We start from the raw sequence: 17137 nt of genomic DNA on the forward strand, positions 1-17137 counted from the left end.
GCAGCCCGCCACGGCCCACGCGACCGCGCAGCTGGTGCAGCTGCGAGACGCCGAACCGGTCCGCGTCCATCACGACCATGAACGTCGCGTTGGCGACGTCGACGCCGACCTCGACGACCGTCGTGGCGACGAGCAGGTCGATGCGGCCGTCGGCGAAGGCCGTCATGACGGCCTCCTTCTCCTCGCCGGACATGCGGCCGGTGAGCGCCTCGATGCGCCGGCCGGCGAGCGCGGGCTGCCTGCGCAGGTCGGCGAGCACGCCGGTGACGGTCGCCCGCGGCGCGGCGGCGTCCTCCGGCGCGAGCAGCTCGCCCTCGTCCTCGTCGGTGCCGATCGCGGGGCAGATGACGTAGCCCTGGCGGCCCTGCTCGATCTCCTCCCCGGCCCGTCGCCAGACGTTCGGCAGCCAGCGCGGCTTCTCCGCGAGCGGGACGACGTGGGAGGTGATCGGCGCGCGGCCCGCGGGCAGGCCGCGGATGGTCGACGTCTCCAGGTCGCCGAACACGGTCATGGCGACCGTGCGCGGTATCGGCGTCGCGGTCATCACGAGGGTGTGCGGGGCGGATCCCTTGCGCCGGAGGATCTCGCGCTGCTCGACGCCGAACCGGTGCTGCTCGTCCACCACGACGAGGCCGAGGTCCTCGAACTCGGTCGTGTCGGACAGCAGGGCGTGCGTGCCGACGACGATCCGCGCGCGCCCGGTGACGATCTGCAGCGCGGCCTTGCGGCGCAGCGCGACGCCCATCTGCCCGGTGACGAGGGTGGGCATCAGCTCCGCCGACAGGTCGGGGCCGAGGATCCGGGCGATCGAGCGGAGGTGCTGCGCCGCGAGCACCTCGGTCGGGGCGAGCAGCGCCGCCTGGCCCCCGGACTCCGCCACGGCGAGCATCGCCCGCAGCGCGACGAGCGTCTTGCCGGATGCGACCTCGCCCTGCAGCAGCCGGTGCATCGGCGCCTCCGCTGCGAGGTCCGCCATGATCTCGGCGCCGACCGTCTTCTGGTCGTCCGTCAGCTCGAACGGCAGGGCGGCGTCGAAGCGGGCGAGGTACCCGCCCGGCTGCGGGCGGCGCGGGGTCGCCGCGAACATCGCCCGCACCGCACGCCGCTGCAGCAGCGCGGTCTGGAGCAGGAAGGCCTCGTGGAAGCGCAGGGTGCGCTTCGCCTGGATCCAGTCCCCGTCGTGCGCGGGCCGGTGGATCCGGCGCAGCGCCGCCTCGTACCCCATCAGGCGCGCGATGCGGCAGACCTCCAGCGGCATCGGGTCGTCGATGCCGGCGACGGCGCCGAGCGCGAGCTCGATCGCCGCCTCGATCTTCCACGTCGTGAGCGCGGCGGTGGCCGGGTAGATCGGCAGCGGGATCTCCTCCCACCGCTTCGCCCCCTCCGGATCGACCTCGGGGTCCGGTGGCTCCTGCCCCTCCTCCGTGAACATCTGGTGCTGCGGGTGGGCGAGCTGCCGCATGCCCTTGTAGAGCCGGACCTTGCCGCTGAACAGCCCGCGCCGGCCGGGCACGAGCGCGTTCGGGTTCTTCTCGTCCGCGATGAACGGCTGGTTGAAGAAGACGAGCGAGAGGGTGCCGGTGCCGTCGGAGATCAGCGCCTCCTGCATCGAGCCCTTGCGAGCGCGGAGGGCGCGGGTGGTGCAGCGCAGCACTTCCGCGACGATCGTGACGTCGGTCTCGAGCGGCAGGGCGTCGAGGCGGCTGAGCTCGCCGCGCTTCACGTAGCGCCGCGGGTAGTGGGCCAGCAGATCGCCGACGGTGCGGATCTCGAGCTGCTTGTCCAGCAGCTTCGCGGTCCGATCGCCCACGACGGCGGCGAGACGCTGATCGAGCGGCCCCGCCATGGCTCCATGCTACGGAGCCCCTCCGACACCGCGGAAGGCGCAGCCCTCCATCGCTAGCGGGGCTCTCCGCTGCAGGTCCTGCGGTGCGCACCGCCCCATCAGCAGCGGGCGGCCCCGCATCGCGTGGAAGGGTGGAGGGGTGCCGATGTCTGCAGGCGAGGTGCTGCACGTGCTGACCCTGCTCGACGCCGCGGGGGTGGAGGCGTGGGTCGACGGCGGCTGGGGCGTCGACGCGCTGCTCGGCGAGCAGACCCGGCCGCACGGCGACGTCGACCTCGTGATCCCGGCGGGTCGCAGCGCCGAGGCGCTCGATGCCCTGGCGGGCGCGGGCTACGCGGTGATCCGGGACCTCGCGCCGACCGCGATCGCGGTGCGGGACGACGAGGGCCGGGAGGTCGACCTCCACCTGGTCATCGCGCGGCCGAGCGGCGGAGCGGCGCAGGACCTGCGCGGCGATCCCGCGATGGCGGACGCGCCGCCGTTCCGCTACGGGGCGCCGACCGTCGGGAGGATCGCCGGAGTAGCGGTCCGGTGCGTCGATGTGGAGACGCAGCTGCGGGCCCACGAGGGGTACCCGCTGCGAGACCGGGACCGGATGGATCTCGCGCGCCTCGAGGCGGCCTTCGGCGGACCGCCCCGGCGCTGAACGGATCGTCGCCGGGTGAGCGCCCCGCATCGCGTGGAATGGTGGAGGGGTGCCGAGGATCGTCGCCGGGTGGGCCGGCTCGCTGCAGCTGGCGGTGCCGCCGGACGGCACGCGGCCGACGAGCGACCGCACCCGCGAGGCGCTGTTCTCGATGCTGGAGGCGCGCGACGCGATCCGCGGCGCGGCCGTCGTCGACCTGTACGCGGGGTCGGGGGCGCTCGGGCTGGAGGCGGTCTCGCGCGGCGCCGCCTCCGCGGTCCTCGTCGAGAAGGCGCCGCGGGCCGTCCGGACGATCCGCGACAACGTGCGCCGGGTGGAGCGCGCGGCTCCCGCCCCGATCGAGGTGCGGGTCGCGCCGCAGTCGGTCGAGGCGTTCCTCGCGGGTGCGGCCGGCGGGATCGGGCTGGCGTTCCTCGACCCGCCGTACGACCTGCCGGACGCGCAGGTCGCCGCCGATCTCGCGGCGCTCGCCCCGCTGCTCGTCCCGGACGCGGTCGTGCTGGTCGAGCGGTCGTCCCACTCCCCCGCGCCGCTCCTCCCTCCCGGCCTCGAGCTGGAGCGCACTCGCGCCTACGGCGACACCGCGGTGCACGTCCTCGTCCCGACTCCGTTGTGAGGGAGATGCGCCGTCGATCGCGCAGAACTTCCTTCGAAACGGAATCGTCAGGGGGCGGTGAAGGAGTCCCAGCCGGCCGGGTCGACCGGCTCCCCGCCCACCAGGACCGCGGCGGGCCCCATGCGGACGACGCCGATCGCGCGGAAGCCCTCGGGCGGCTCGCCGGGGAAGCACCCCAGCAGCCCGTGGTCCTCGCCGCCGCCGAGCACGAGCGCCAGCGCCTCCCCCGGCCCGAGCGGCAGCGCGGCGGTCGGCAGGCCGTCGGGCTCGCCGAGCGAGCGGACCCCGTCCGCGAGGTCCTGCAGCACGCCGAGGTCCAGATCGAGGGCGACGTCGCTGGCCGCAGCGATCCGGGACGCGTCGAGCAGCAGCCCGTCCGAGACGTCGAGCATCGCGGAGGCGCCCGCCTGCGCGGCGACGACGCCGAGGCCGATCGGAGGGCTCGGCGCCAGCTGCTCGGCGAGCAGGTGCGGCGCCGCCCGGCGGAGGGACGCGACCGCGGCCTCGTCCTCCTCCCCGATCGCGAACAGCAGGCGCAGCGCCGCCGCCGCGAGCCCGAGCCGCCCCGCGTAGGCGACCGTGTCGCCCGGGCGCGCTCCCGATCGGAGGACCGGGTCCCTGCCGTCGAGCGAACCGGTGACCGTGATCGCGAGGGACAGCACGGGCGATCGGGTGAGGTCGCCGCCCACGACGCCGACGCCGGGCGCGAGCCGGGCGCCGCACGCGGCCAGGCCGTCGGCGATGCCCTCCAGGTCCGTCACGGGGGTCCCGCCGGGGGCCGCGAGCGCGACCAGCAGCCCGGTCGGCCTGCCGCCCATCGCGGCGATGTCGGCGAGGTTCGTCGCGGCGGCCTTCCAGCCAAGCTCGAATGGCGTCGACCACGCGCGCCGGAAGTCGGGGCCCTGCACCATCGCGTCGGTGCTGAGCAGCACCCGCCCGTCCGGCGCGGCGAGCAGCGCGGCGTCGTCGCCGGGGCCGAGCAGCGCCTCCGCCGCCGCCAGCCGCGGGAGGATGCGGGCGAGGGCGGCGCGCTCGCCCACGGTCGCCAGGTCGTCGGTCACGGGCTCGTGTCCGAGCGGGCCAGGCACCGCTCGCCCGTGCGCCGCGTCGCCGACGCGACGGGGTCGGCGAGCGCGTTCAGGACCGTGTCGGCGCTCACCCGGTCCGGGTCGATCAGCACCACCTGCGTGCCGGGGCTGCGGCCGTAGGTGGTGAGCACCTGCCGGTCCGCGCCGTCGATCCGCTGCTCGTCGAGCAGCCAGTCGACGCCGCCGATCGTGACGCACTGCGGGGAGGCGGCCGCCACGTCGGGTACGCCGCACGTCAGCGTCACGGTCACGGGCAGCCCCCAGGCCGCCGTGGCCTGCGCGTCGGTGGCGCGGCGCTCGACGGTGCCGATGGCGTCCGGCAGGCGCACGACCACCCCCGCGCAGCGCGCGCTCGCCGCCTCCGGAGCCGCCCGCATCGACACGGTCGGCGCGCAGCCCGCGAGCAGCAGCACGGCGGCCAGCGCCGCGGGCAGCGCGAGCGCGCGGCTCATCGTGCGAGCTCGACGAGCTCCGCGATCAGGTCCGGGTAGGACAGACCGGACTCCTGCCAGCACCGCGGGAACATCGAGATCGGCGTGAAGCCGGGCATGGTGTTGATCTCGTTCACGACGAAGCCCTCCTCGGTGAGGAACACGTCGACGCGGGCGAGGCCGCGGCCGTCGATCGCCTCGAAGGCGCGCTGCGCGGTGCGCTCGAGGTCCAGCTGGTCCCCGTCGCCGAGCGGCGCGGGGCAGAGCAGGTCGACGCCGGGGGCGTCGAGGTACTTCGCCTCGAAGTCGTAGAAGTCGCGACCGGTGACCACGATCTCACCGACCGCGGAGGTGCGGCCCGGGCCGCCGGTGCGGCTGCCGAGCATGCCGATCTCGAGCTCGCGGCCGACGACGGCCCGCTCCACGAGCACTCGGGAGTCCTCCGCGAACCCGACGTCGAGCGCGCGGTCGAGCGCCTCCGGCTCCGTCACCTTCGATACGCCCACCGACGAGCCCGCCCGCGCCGGCTTCACGAAGCAGGGGTAGCCGAGGGCGGCGATCCGCCGCCGGAGGTAGGTCGGGTCGCCGGCGCGATCCACCTGGGTGAGCGTGACCCACGGCGCCACCGGCACGCCGGCGGCCTGCAGCACGGTCTTGGTGAAGTGCTTGTCCATGCCCAGCGCGGAGGCGAGCACGCCGTTGCCGACGTACGGCAGGCCGATCAGCTCGAACAGGCCCTGGATCGTGCCGTCCTCGCCGAACGGCCCGTGCAGGATCGGGAAGGCGACGTCGATGCGGCCGAGAGACCGTTCCGAGCCGTCGGGGCGCCGCACCCGCAGCTCCCTCGTGGTCGTCGAGTCGGGCCAGAGGACCCGCGAGCCGTCGTCCCGCACCTCCGGCAGCGCGGCGGGGTCGAGTGCGTAGGCGGCCGGGTCGTCCCGCTCGAGCACGAAGGCACCGTCGTGGGTGACCCCGACCGGCACGACCTCGTAGCGCTCGCGGTCGATCGCGCCGAGCACGCCGCCGGCGGTGGCGCAGGAGATGCTGTGCTCGCTCGACCGTCCGCCGAACACGAGCGCGATCCGCGTCTTCTCCGTCACCCGCCCGAGGCTACCGGCGGCCCTTTCGCCCCGTTCGCGGATCCGGATCGATTCGCCGACACGCCGTCGCGGGGCTCACCGGCGCGGGGTGTCGCGCGATCCATCCGGATCCGCGCGAGCGATCCGGATCCGCGAAAGGGCTACTCGCCGACGGGGAGGGGGTCGGAGGCGGTGTGCGGCGCGAGGTCGCGGGGGTCGAGGGTGCCGGTGATGACCTGCGCCACCTGGGAGCAGATCGGCATGTCGACGCCGCGCGCGGCCGCGAGCGCGAGCACCGGATCGAGCGAGGCGAGCCCCTCCGCGACCTGGTCCATCGTGCGCAGCACGTCGTCCTTCGTGTAGCCCTGCCCGAGCAGCCGGCCCGCGCGGTTGTTGCGGGACCGCGGCGACTCGCTCGTGGCGATCAGGTCCCCCATCCCGGCGAGGCCCGCGAGCGTGTCGGGCTGCGCGCCGAACGCGCTCGCGAAGGCGCTCATCTCCGCGAGCCCCCTGGTCAGGATCGACGCCTTCGTGTTGTCGCCGTAGCCGACCCCGACGACGATGCCGACCGCCAGCGCGATCAGGTTCTTCAGCACCCCGCCGAACTCCGTGCCGATCACGTCGGTGTTCACGAAGGTGCCGAAGTAGCGGTTGGAGCAGGTCGCCGCGACCCGCATCGCGGTGTCGAGGGAGGCGGAGGCGACCACCGCGGCGGTCGGCTCCTCGCGCGCGATCTCGAGCGCGAGGTTCGGGCCCGAGACCACCGCGATGCGCTCGTCCGGCAGCCCCAGCACCGTGCGGAGCACCTCGCTCATGCGCAGGCCGGAGCCCTCCTCGACGCCTTTCATCAGGCTGACCACGATCGCGTCCGGCTCGAGCGCCGGCCGCACATCGGCCAGCACGCCGCGCAGCGACTGGCTCGGCACGGAGAGGAACACGATGGAGGCGCCGCGCAGCGCCCAGGCGAGGTCGCTGGTCGCGTCGATCTCGTCCGGCAGCCGCACCCCCGGCAGGTAGTCGTCGTTGCGGTGCCGGCGCTCGATCGCCTCGGCCACCGCCTCCCGTCGCGCCCACAGCGACACGTCGTTCCCGGCGTCGGCCAGCACCTTCGCGAAGACGGTGCCCCAGCTGCCCGCCCCGAGGACCGCGACCCTCATCGCACGCCCCGAGACGTTGCAGCCCCCGCGTTTCGAAGGCGTTCTGGCGAGCGGAGCGATGCCGGAACGCCTGCGAAACGCAGGGCTGCGGGCATCAGAAGGTGCCGGTCTCGGTCTGGCCGTGCTTCGCCGGGTCCCACCGCTCGGTCGGCGCGGTCTCGCCGCGCAGCTGCTCGAGCAGGGCGGTGATCGCCGCCATGATGCGGTCGGTCGCCTCGGCGAGCGCGGCGCGGTCCGCGACGCGGCCCAGGTCGGAGAGGTCGACGGGGTCGCCGAAGACGACGTCGATGTGCGGCCGGGGACGGAGCCGGAAGCGCGTGGTGTTCACCGGCATCAGCCCCTGCGCGCCCCAGTGCGCCACCGGGATGACGGGCACGCCCAGCTGCAGCGCGAGGCGGGCCGCACCGGTCTTGCCGCGCATCGGCCACAGGTCGGGGTCGCGGGTCAGCGAGCCCTCCGGGTAGACGATCACGCCCTGCCCCTCCGAGACCAGCCGCTTCGCCGACGACAGCGGGATGGCGCCCCGCCCCGCGCCGCCGCGATCGACGGGCACGTGACCCATCGCCGTCATCAGCGGCCCGAGCACCGGGACCCGGAACAGCGACGACTTCGCCATGAACCGCGGCGCCCGCCCGAGCCGCCAGAGCGCGATGCCGACCGCGACGGGGTCGATGTTCGACAGGTGGTTCGGCGCGAGGATGAACGGCCCGGTGGTCGGCAGCTTCTCCGGATCGTGCACGCGGATCGTCGCGACGGCGAGGATCGGCGGGATCACGAGCCCGGCGACCGGCCAGAAGGCCGAGGGGCGGTGCGTCTCCACCCCGGGCTTCGCCGGCTTCGTGCGGACGGGCGCGAGCGCCGGGTCCCCGGCGCCGCGCTCAGCCATCGGAGGGGGCCATCAGCCGTCGACGCTGAAGCGCGCTCCCAGCGCCTTCAGCTTCTCGCCGAAGTTCTCGTACCCGCGGCTGATGATCCCGACGTTGCGCACCGTGCTCGTGCCCTCGGCGGTCAGGGCCGCGATCAGGTGCGAGAACCCGCCGCGCAGGTCCGGCACCTCGATGTCGGCGCCGTGCAGCGGGGTCGGGCCGGTGATGACCGCGGCCTGCTCCAGCTCGCGGCGGGGCACGCGGCGGGCAGGCGCGGCGAACCCGCGCGGGTGCACGCGGATGTCCGCGCCCATCTTCAGCAGGGCGTCGGTGAACCCGAAGCGGTTCTCGTAGACCGTCTCGTGGATCGTGGAGACGCCGTCCGCCTGCGTCAGCGCGACGATCAGCGGCTGCTGCCAGTCCGTCATGAAGCCGGGGTGCACGTCCGTCTCGACGACGACCGGCTTCAGCGAGCCGCCCGGGTGCCAGAACCGGATGCCGTCCTCGAGCACGTCGAAGGCGCCGCCGACCTTCCTGAACACGTTCAGGAAGGTCATCATGTGCTCCTGCACCGCCCCCTTGACGAACACGTCGCCGTGGGTCGCGAGCGCGGCGGACGCCCAGGACGCGGCCTCGTTGCGGTCGAAGATGGCCCGGTGGGCGTAGCCCTTCAGCTCCGCCACGCCCTCGATCAGGATCACGCGGTTGGGCTCGACCGAGATGATCGCGCCCATCTTCTGCAGGATCGCGATCAGGTCCATGATCTCGGGCTCGATCGCGGCGTTCCGCAGCTCCGTCGTGCCGCGCGCGCGGACCGCGGTCAGCAGCACCTGCTCGGTCGCGCCGACGCTCGGGTACGGGAGATGGATGTACGCGCCGTGCAACCCGTTCGGCGCCGACAGGCGGATGCCGGCCGGCAGCTTCTCGACGATCGCGCCGAACTTGCGCAGCGCGTCGAGGTGGAAGTCGATCGGGCGGTCGCCGATGCGGCAGCCGCCGAGATCGGGGATGAAGGCCTCGCCCAGCTGGTGCAGCAGCGGGCCGCAGAACAGGATCGGGATGCGGCTCGAGCCGGCGTGCGCGTCGATCTCGCTCACGTGGGCGCGACGGACGTTCCTGGTGTCCAGCAGCAGCTCGCCCGGCTGCACGCCCGGGGTGACCGAGACGCCGTGGATCTCGAGCAGCCCGCGGACCACGCGCACGTCGCTGAGGTCCGGCACGTCCCGCAGCACGCTGACGTCCTCGGACAGCAGGGACGCCACCATCGCCTTGGTGACCAGGTTCTTCGCGCCCCGCACGTCCACCGTGCCGCGCAGCGGCTTGCCGCCCTCGATGGTCAAGCGGTCGAAGTTCAGCCCGACGCTCGCGCCCGCGCGCGCCGCATCGGTCGTGACCGCGATCTGCGCCGTGTTGGGCGCCGTGTCGAACGTCGTGCTCAAGATTCCCTCACCGGCAGGGTCTGGGGCCGCCAGGAGGCGCGACCCGATTCGAACTCCGTGATGCGCTCCTCGTCGCGCAGGGTCAGACCGATGTCGTCCAGCCCCTCCAGCAGCCGCCAGCGGGTGTACGCGTCGATCTCGAACGGGAAGGTCGCCCCCGAAAGGGTGACGGTCGCCGCCTGGAGGTCGACCGTAGCCGCGGCTCCCGGATCCGCCCGGATCAGCGCCCAGCATGTCTCGATCGCGTCCTCCGGCAGCACGCCGGTCAGCAGCCCCTGCTTGCCGGCGTTGCCGCGGAAGATGTCGCCGAACCGGGAGGAGAGCACGGCGCGGAAGCCGTAGTCGCGCAGCGCCCACACGGCGTGCTCGCGGCTGGACCCCGTGCCGAAGTCGGGGCCGGCGAAGAGGACGGACCCGCGGGCGAAGACCGGGTCGTTCAGCACGAACGACGGGTCCTGCCGCAGGTGCGCGAACAGCGCGTCGTCGAACCCGGTCTTCGTGACCCGCTTCAGGTAGACGGCCGGGATGATCTGGTCGGTGTCGACCGCCGACCGCTGCAGCGGCACGGCGACGCCGGTGTGCGTGGTGAACGCGTCCATCAGACCAACGCTCCTTCGACGACGTCGGAGGGGGACGACAGCGTGCCGCGGATCGCGGTCGCCGCGGCGACGAGCGGCGACACCAGGTGGGTGCGGCCGCCCTTGCCCTGCCGGCCCTCGAAGTTGCGGTTCGAGGTGGAGGCGCACCGCTCCCCCGGCGCCAGCTGGTCCGGGTTCATGCCGAGGCACATCGAGCAGCCGGCGAACCGCCACTCGGCGCCGAAGTCGAGGAAGACCTGGTCGAGGCCCTCCGCCTCCGCCTCCAGCCGCACGCGGGCCGAGCCCGGCACGACCATGACGCGGACGCCCTCGGCCTTCCGCCGCCCCTTGACGACGGAGGCGAAGGCGCGCAGGTCCTCGATGCGGCTGTTGGTGCAGGACCCCATGAAGACGGCATCGACCCGGATGTCCTTCAGCGGCGTGCCGGGGGCGAGGTCCATGTACTGCAGGGCCCGCTGCGCGGAGTCGCGCAGCTGCGGGTCGTCGATCGCCGCCGGATCCGGCACGACGCCCGCCAGCGTGGTGCCCTGGCCCGGGTTGGTGCCCCAGGTGACGAACGGCTCCAGCTCGTCGGCGTCGAGGAGGACCTCCGCGTCGAACACGGCGTCGTCGTCGGAGGGCAGCGTGCGCCAGTACTCGACCGCGGCATCCCAGTCGGCGCCCTTCGGCGCGTGCGGGCGGCCCCGCAGGTAGTCGAAGGTCGTCTGGTCCGGCGCGACCATGCCGGCGCGGGCGCCGGCCTCGATCGACATGTTGCAGATCGTCATGCGGCCGTCCATGGACAGGGCGCGGATGGCGCTGCCGCGGTACTCGAGCACGTAGCCCTGCCCGCCGTTCGTGCCGATCCTCGCGATGACGGCCAGGATGACGTCCTTCGCCGTCACGCCGGGCTTCAGGGTGCCCTCGACGGTGATCGCCATGGTCTTGAACGGCTTCAGCGGCAGCGTCTGCGTGGCGAGCACGTGCTCGACCTCGCTCGTGCCGATGCCGAACGCCATCGCGCCGAACGCGCCGTGGGTGGAGGTGTGCGAGTCGCCGCAGACGACGGTCACGCCCGGCATGGTCAGCCCCAGCTGCGGGCCGACGATGTGCACGATGCCCTGCTCCGCGTCGCCGAGGGAGTGCAGCCGGACGCCGAACTCCTTCGCGTTGCGACGCAGGGTCTCGATCTGCGTGCGGCTGGTGATGTCCGCGATCGGCTTGTCGATGTCGACCGTCGGCGTGTTGTGGTCCTCGGTCGCGATGGTGAGGTCGGGCCGGCGGACCGGGCGCCCCTCCGCGCGGAGGCCGTCGAACGCCTGCGGGCTGGTGACCTCGTGCACGAGGTGCAGGTCGATGTAGATGAGGTCGGGTGCGCCGTCCTCGCCCCGCTTCACGAGGTGGTCGGCCCACACCTTCTCGGCGAGAGTCCTGGCACCGGGACGGTGCGGCGCGCCCTCAAGGGCGCGGTGCGGCGCGGGGCCGGCTTCGGTCATGGCTGTCCTCCGGGGGAACGAGGCGGGAGATGCCGGCAGCGCAGAGCCTCCGCGACGAGGGAGCCGGTGGTTCAGACCCCGTCGCGGCGCGGAAGGAGGCGAACGCGGTGGAGGGGCGCGCCCGGCAGCATGGCCGTCACGCTACCACCGCGCCTGCGGGCCGCAGCGTGCAGAATCCGGGCGTGGAGACGGAGGCGCGGAGCGCGCTGCGGCGCGCGAGGGCGAGGGCCTCGGGCCGGGACTGGGCCGACGCGGTCGCCGCGGTGCGCACCGGACGCAGCACCGCGGACGCGGCGGCGGAGCGGCTGATCGGGCTGCTGACCGACGGCGAGCTGCTCGGGCTGCTCGACGGCGACGCCCCTCGGCGCGTGCTGCCGCTGATCCCGGTGCTGCTCGGCAGGCGCCCGTTCGTCGCCGGGGCGGTGCCCCGCCTCGGCATCCCCGGCATCCGCTTCAGCGACGGCGCCCGCGGGGTCGTGATCGGCGCATCCACCGCCTTCCCCGTCACGATGGCCAGGGCGGCGACCTGGGATCCGGACCTGGAGGAGGAGGTCGGGCGCGCGATCGGGCTGGAGACCCTCGCCAGGGGTGCGAACTACTCCGCCTCCGTCTGCGTGAACCTGCTGCGGCACCCCGCCTGGGGCCGCGCGCAGGAGTGCTACGGCGAGGACCCGGTGCTCACCGGCCGGATGGGATCGGCGATGACGCGGGGCGTGCGCGAGCACGTGATGGCCTGCGTCAAGCACTTCGCGCTGAACTCGATGGAGGACGAGCGCTTCGAGGTCGACGTGGCCGTCGACGAGCACGCCCTGCACGAGGTCTACCTGCCCCACTTCAAGATGGTCGTGGACGCGGGCGCCGACTCGGTGATGAGCGCCTACAACAAGGTGCGGGGCGAGCACATGGACGTGAACCGCGCCCTGCTCACCGGCGTCCTGCGGGACGAGTGGGGCTTCCCCGGCTTCGTCACCAGCGACTGGGTGTTCGGCACCCACGACGCGGTCGCCGGGCTGGAGGCGGGCCTGGACGTCGAGATGCCGCTGCGGCTGCTGCGCGCCCGCGAGCTGCCCGCCGCGCTGCGGGACGGCAGGCTGCCCCGCTCGACGGTGCTGCGATCGGCGCGCCGCATCCTGTGCACCTGCCTGCTGCACGCCGCGACCCACGACACGAACCCGCCCGGCACCGCGGTGATCGCCTCCGCGGCGCACCGGGCGCTCGCCCGCCGGGTCGCCGCCGCCTCGGTGGTGCTGCTGCGGAACGAGCCGGTCGCCGGCGCCCCTGTGCTGCCGCTCGATCCGACGATCCGCCGCATCGCGGTCGTCGGCCGCCTGGCGGACCGGGCGAACCTCGGCGACCACGGCTCGTCCCGGGTTCGGCCCCCCTCCACCGTCTCCCCGCTGCGGGGGCTGCGGGAGGCGCTGCCCGGCGCGCGGATCGACGCGGTCGGCGGCAGCGACCCGCGGGCCGCCGCAGCGGCCGCGCGGGCGGCGGACGTCGCGGTCGTCGTCGTCGGCCTCGACCAGCACGACGAGGGCGAGTCGGTCGTCACCGGCGGCGTGGACGTGGGCGCGCTGGGCCGGGCGTTCCGATCCGGTCCGCTCCGCGTGCCGCTCGCGGCCCTCGCTCATCTCGCGGCCCGCTTCGTGCGCGGCGGGGACCGCGACTCGCTCGACCTCGACCCGGCGGACGTGCGCCTCGTGCGGGCCGTCGCCGCCGCGAACCCGAGGACGGTCGTGGTGCTGATCGGCGGCAGCGCGATCCTGATCGAGTCGTGGCGCCGTGAGGTGCCCGCGCTGCTGCTCGCCTGGTACGGCGGGATGGAGGGGGGTCGGGCGCTCGCCGACGTGCTCACCGGCCGCGCCGAGCCGGGCGGGCGGCTGCCGTTCGTGCTGCCGGCGGACGCCGCGCACCTGCCGCCGTTCGTCCGCACCGCGAAGGCCGTCGTCTACGACGACCGGTGGGGCCAGCGGCGACTCGACGCCGACGGGCACGCCCCCGCGTACCCGTTCGGCTTCGGCCTCGGCTACACGACGACGACCGTGCACCTGGTGGGCCACGAGCTCGGCGCGCACGGCGGCACCGCGCTCGTCGAGGTGGCGAACGAGGGCGACCGGGCGGGGTCGACCGTGGTGCAGCTGTACGCGGCCGACCTCGCGCTCGACCGGCCGGTCGCGCAGCTGCTGGGCTTCCGCCGGGTGACCCTCCCGCCGCGCGGGACGGCGACCGTGACGGTGGCGCTCGACGCCGGGCCGACCCTGCGGCGGGACCCCGCGACCCTCCGGTGGTCGCCGCGACCCGGCGACTGGGTCCTGCAGGCGGCCCAGCACCACCCGGACGGCTGGGCGGACGCCCGCCAGCTGCGCACTCCGGACGGCGAGGGCTGAGTCAGCCCCAGGGCGTCGCTGCGAGCGCCTCGACGCGCACCCGCAGCTCGTCGTCGCCCCGCAGCACCCCGCGCAGCAGCCGCCGCACCTCCCAGCCGAACGGCAGGGCGGCCTGGGAGCGGCGCAGCACGAGGTGCTCCCCCTCGCCGGCGTGCCGGGCCTCGAGATCGTCCAGCTGCTCCGCGCGCAGCAGCGCGACCGTGCTGCCGGCCTCCTCGTCGACGAGCCGGACGAGTGCGCCGGGGCCCGTCACGTCGCTCGCGACGATCCGGCGCTCGCTCGCGTCGAGGATCGTCCGCTGTGCGGCGCGCGTGACGATCAGCGGCCGGGCCGGGCCGTCGAGCAGCATCGCGAGCGCGTCCCGCGCGGCGTCCGGCCGGCCGGTCCGGGACGCGGCGGCCTGCATCCGCTGCAGCCGGCCGGGCTCGCGCAGCACCTCGTCGATCTTCCAGCCGATGGTCGCGACGCTGTTGCACCGGACGGCCGCCCCCTGCTCCATCAGGTAGTCGCCGTTGCGCACCTCCTGGCCGGGGATCGGGTTCACGAGCACCATCGGCAGCCCGGCGGCCATGCACTCGGACGCGGAGAGCCCGCCGGGCTTCCCGATGAACAGGTCCGCGCGGCGCAGCAGCACCGGCATGTCGGCCGTGTAGCCGAGCACCCGGTAGCGGTCGCCGGCCGGCGCGACCATCGCCTCGACCTTGCGCCGCAGGGCGTCGTTCCGGCCGCAGACGACGGTCGCGACGAAGGGCGAGCGCACGTGCATCGTCTGCCGCACGACCGCGAGGGCGTAGTCGCCGCCCGCCGCGCCCGCGGAGATCAGCAGCTCCGGCGGTCCGTCCGCCCGTCGGGCGGGCGGCGCCTCCGGCGGCGCGGCGATGGGGATGCCGGTCGCGGCGATGCGGTCGGGCGGCAGCCCGAAGGCGGCGAGCTGCGCCCTGCCCTCCTCCCGCGCGACGGCCATCGCGTGGAACGCGCTGGTGAGCCAGAGGCCCTGGAAGTCGTAGTCGGTGGTGACGATCGCGGTGCGCGCGTCGACGACGCCGCGCAGCAGGAGGGAGGCGACCAGCTGGGCGGGCAGGAAGTGCGTGCAGATGATCGCCGTCGGGCGGAACCGCTTGATGTCGGTGACGACGGGCTGGGCGTTCGCGCGGGTCCATGGGTCGATCGGCCCGCGGCGGCGGAACGGCTGGTCGCTGACGTCGTAGCCCCACTCGACCAGCCACGGCACGCCCTCGACCAGGACGAAGTACCCCTTGCCGAGCAGGTCGCGGTAGAGCGCGCTGCTCACCTGCAGCAGGTCCAGCACCTGCACCTCGGCGATGCCGCCGCGCGCGTCGCACGCCTGCCGCACCGCCGCGGCCGCGCTGTTGTGCCCGGCCCCGACCCCGGCGGAGAGGATCAGCACCCGCTCGCCGCCGGTGGTCGGTCCCCGCCCCGCTGTCCTGCGCACAGCGCGACCGTAGCGAACCGCCGCGTCGCGCGTCCGGGCGCCGATCCGCTCCTCCCCAGGCCCGTCCCCGCATCGCGGGCTGGTCCGGAGGGCCCTGGCCTGCCACGGTGTGTCGCATGTCCTCCTGGCCGGACGCCCCGCAGCGGTTCACCGAGCCGTGGCGCTGCCCGGCCTGCTTCACCCCGCTGACCGGCACCGCCTGCCCGGCGTGCGGGCTCGACACGGCGACCGAGGGCGCCGGCGAGGTCTGGGCGCTGTCGCAGCAGATCGTGCAGGTCGTCGCGGCCCGCGAGGCCGCGATCGCCGGCGTGCGGCGTCGGCAGGCGGCCCGTGCGACGACCCCTCCCCAGGCGGTTCCGGTCGCGGTGCCGCAGTCGGCGTCCGTCGGGGTGCCGGGATCGCGTCTTGTCGCCGTGCCGCAGTCGGCGCCTCCGGAGGCGGTCGCCCCGCCCCCCGCCTCCCCGGTGCGCGAGCCGGCGGCCGGCCGGTCCGGGGTGCAGGTGCTGCTGCTCGTGGCGGGCGTCGTCGCGGTCTCGGTCGCCGCGATCTTCTTCCTGCTGCTGGCGTACCTGCTCGCGTCGCTCCCGGTCCGCTCCGTCATCACCGCCGCGCTGAGCGCCGGCGTGCTGGGCGCCGCGGTACTCGTGCGGCGCCGCGGCCTGCCGGCGACGGCGGAGGGCGTCACCGTCGTCGGCCTGGTGCCGCTGGTGCTGGACCTCTGGATCGTGCGCGCCAACGACCTGTTCGGATCGGCGGGGGTCGATGCGCTGCTGTTCGCCGGTTTCGGCGTCGCGGTCGTGTCCGCGATCGGCATCGCGCTGCACCGCTCGGCCGGCCTGCGGGCGGGCGCGATCGCCGGCGCCGGTGGGCTGCCGATCGCCGCGGCCGCGATCGTGCTCGGCGTCTCGCCGGACGACGGACCCACCGCGTGGTGGGCGGCGGGCCTCGCCGGCGGGGTCGTCGGCTCCCAGGTCGGCCTGCGCTGGAGCGGGGTGCCGTCGATCGTCGCCAGGATCGGCGGGGCGGGCTGGCTGCTCGTCGCCGCCGCGACCGCGGGGTGGGCGCTTCCCGCCCTGCGCGGAGGCGGGCTGATGTCCTTCGGAGCGGTCGCCGTCGTCTGCGCGCTCGCCGCGGCGACCGCCGCGCGGCCCGGCCGGGCGGACCGGACGCCCGACCTGGTCGCGTCGGCCGCCCTCGGTGGCGCGGCGCTCGCGCTCGCGGTATGGACCGGGGCCGCCCGCGGGCCGGCGCCGCTGCTGCCGCACCCCGCCGAGGCCGGCCCGGTGCTGATCCCGGCGGCGGCCGCCCTGGTGCTCCGGCTGCGCCGCCCGGTGCCCGACGTGCGGCGCGATCCCGTCGCCGCGGCCGGCGCCGGCGCGGCCGTGGTCGCGGCGCTGCCGCTGCTCGCCCTCGCCGGGTACGCCGTCGCCGCGGTCGCCGCGCTGCCGCTCGCGGCGGCCGACGGCGGCTTCCAGGGCGGGGTGCCGAGGCTCGGGCTGCCGCCCGCCGCAGCCCTCGCCGGCGCGCTGCTCGGCGTGCTGGCTGTGCTGTGGGCCGTCGCCGCCCTCGGTCGCCGGCGGCTCGCCGGATCGGTCGCGGTCGCGTCGTCCGCGGCGGTGCTGCTGGTCCTCGCGGCCGCGTCGCGGTCGCCGTGGGCCGCCGCGATCGCGGGGGTCGTCGTCGGCGCGGCGGCCATCGCCGTCCGGGCGCGGCGCGCTCCCGGTCGTCTCGACGCCGCGGCGTTTGTGCTGCTGCTGGTCGCGACCGCGCAGGTGTCGGCGGCGGCGCAGCTGGACCCGGTGCTGTGGCCGCCGGCGGCGGCCGTCTCCGTGCTGCTGCTCGCGGGCGGCAGGGCTGCGGCGCTCCGCCGGCCGCCGTCCGCGGCGGGCGCGGTGCTGTCCGGCCTCGTCGCGGCCCGGCTGCTGCTGCTCGCCGCGACGCTGCCGGACTGGCAGGTCGCGGTCGGGGTGCGGCCGACGACGACCGCCGACGCGGTCCTGGTGACCGGCTCGGCTCTGCTGCTGCTGCCCGCCGTCGTCCCGTCGGCGCCACGGTTCC

General features: G+C 75.2%; 13 protein-coding genes and 1 pseudogene. 4 read left to right on the forward strand and 10 right to left on the reverse strand.

Going from position 1 to position 17137, the window contains the following annotated elements; genetic code table 11:
• Window positions 1–1846 (reverse strand): ATP-dependent DNA helicase RecG (locus ACFE60_RS10955; RefSeq protein WP_375388894.1); only part of this gene is annotated, 1846 nt, incomplete at its 3' end.
• 145 nt (window positions 1847–1991) lie between these two features.
• Between ACFE60_RS10955 and ACFE60_RS10960 the strand changes: the two genes are divergently transcribed.
• Window positions 1992–2492 (forward strand): nucleotidyltransferase domain-containing protein, encoded by a 501-nt coding sequence (locus ACFE60_RS10960; RefSeq protein WP_375388905.1) that lies wholly within the window; start codon window positions 1992–1994, stop codon window positions 2490–2492.
• A gap of 49 nt (window positions 2493–2541) precedes the next feature.
• The gene (locus tag ACFE60_RS10965; protein ID WP_375388895.1) at window positions 2542–3108 is read left to right on the forward strand and encodes an RsmD family RNA methyltransferase; all 567 of its coding nucleotides are present in this window, start codon (window positions 2542–2544) and stop codon (window positions 3106–3108) included.
• Between the two features lie 47 nt (window positions 3109–3155).
• Here the strand turns inward: ACFE60_RS10965 and thiL are convergent, their stop codons facing one another.
• The 8 genes from thiL to leuC all read right to left on the reverse strand — a co-directional run bounded on the left by thiL (window position 3156) and on the right by leuC (window position 11242).
• Window positions 3156–4169 carry a thiamine-phosphate kinase gene (gene thiL, locus ACFE60_RS10970; RefSeq protein ID WP_375388896.1) on the reverse strand — a complete coding sequence of 338 codons (1014 nt, stop codon included), beginning with the start codon at window positions 4167–4169 and terminating at the stop codon, window positions 3156–3158.
• Complete coding sequence (locus ACFE60_RS10975) at window positions 4166–4648, reverse strand: DUF3515 family protein (RefSeq protein WP_375388897.1); 483 nt, start codon at window positions 4646–4648, stop codon at window positions 4166–4168. The genes thiL and ACFE60_RS10975 overlap by 4 nt, the downstream gene beginning before the upstream one ends.
• The gene (locus tag ACFE60_RS10980) at window positions 4645–5727 is read right to left on the reverse strand and encodes a D-alanine--D-alanine ligase family protein (protein ID WP_375388898.1); all 1083 of its coding nucleotides are present in this window, start codon (window positions 5725–5727) and stop codon (window positions 4645–4647) included. The genes ACFE60_RS10975 and ACFE60_RS10980 overlap by 4 nt, the downstream gene beginning before the upstream one ends.
• 140 nt (window positions 5728–5867) lie before the next feature.
• Window positions 5868–6863 (reverse strand): NAD(P)H-dependent glycerol-3-phosphate dehydrogenase, encoded by a 996-nt coding sequence (locus tag ACFE60_RS10985; protein ID WP_375388899.1) that lies wholly within the window; start codon window positions 6861–6863, stop codon window positions 5868–5870.
• Between the two features lie 94 nt (window positions 6864–6957).
• Window positions 6958–7749, reverse strand: coding sequence for a lysophospholipid acyltransferase family protein (locus ACFE60_RS10990; RefSeq protein ID WP_375388900.1), 792 nt, complete (start codon window positions 7747–7749; stop codon window positions 6958–6960).
• Between the two features lie 12 nt (window positions 7750–7761).
• Window positions 7762–9084, reverse strand: a complete 1323-nt coding sequence (gene murA / locus ACFE60_RS10995) for a UDP-N-acetylglucosamine 1-carboxyvinyltransferase (protein WP_375388906.1) — start codon at window positions 9082–9084, stop codon at window positions 7762–7764.
• Window positions 9085–9164: 80 nt separating this feature from the next.
• Window positions 9165–9767, reverse strand: a complete 603-nt coding sequence (leuD, locus tag ACFE60_RS11000) for a 3-isopropylmalate dehydratase small subunit (protein WP_375388901.1) — start codon at window positions 9765–9767, stop codon at window positions 9165–9167.
• Window positions 9767–11242 (reverse strand): 3-isopropylmalate dehydratase large subunit, encoded by a 1476-nt coding sequence (gene leuC / locus ACFE60_RS11005; RefSeq protein ID WP_375388902.1) that lies wholly within the window; start codon window positions 11240–11242, stop codon window positions 9767–9769. The genes leuD and leuC overlap by 1 nt, the downstream gene beginning before the upstream one ends.
• Before the next feature lie 182 nt (window positions 11243–11424).
• On the opposite strand from leuC, the gene ACFE60_RS11010 reads away from it, so the two are divergent.
• The gene (locus tag ACFE60_RS11010; protein ID WP_375388903.1) at window positions 11425–13626 is read left to right on the forward strand and encodes a beta-glucosidase; all 2202 of its coding nucleotides are present in this window, start codon (window positions 11425–11427) and stop codon (window positions 13624–13626) included.
• Window position 13627: 1 nt separating this feature from the next.
• On the opposite strand, the gene ACFE60_RS11015 is transcribed toward ACFE60_RS11010, so the two are convergent.
• Complete coding sequence (locus tag ACFE60_RS11015; RefSeq protein WP_375388904.1) at window positions 13628–15079, reverse strand: glycosyltransferase; 1452 nt, start codon at window positions 15077–15079, stop codon at window positions 13628–13630.
• A gap of 116 nt (window positions 15080–15195) precedes the next feature.
• Between ACFE60_RS11015 and ACFE60_RS11020 the strand changes: the two are divergent.
• Window positions 15196–17137 (forward strand): annotated as a pseudogene (locus ACFE60_RS11020) (hypothetical protein); the annotation flags it as partial.

The sequence above is a fragment of the uncultured Amnibacterium sp. genome, from assembly GCF_964245895.1.
Classification (GTDB): domain Bacteria; phylum Actinomycetota; class Actinomycetes; order Actinomycetales; family Microbacteriaceae; genus Amnibacterium.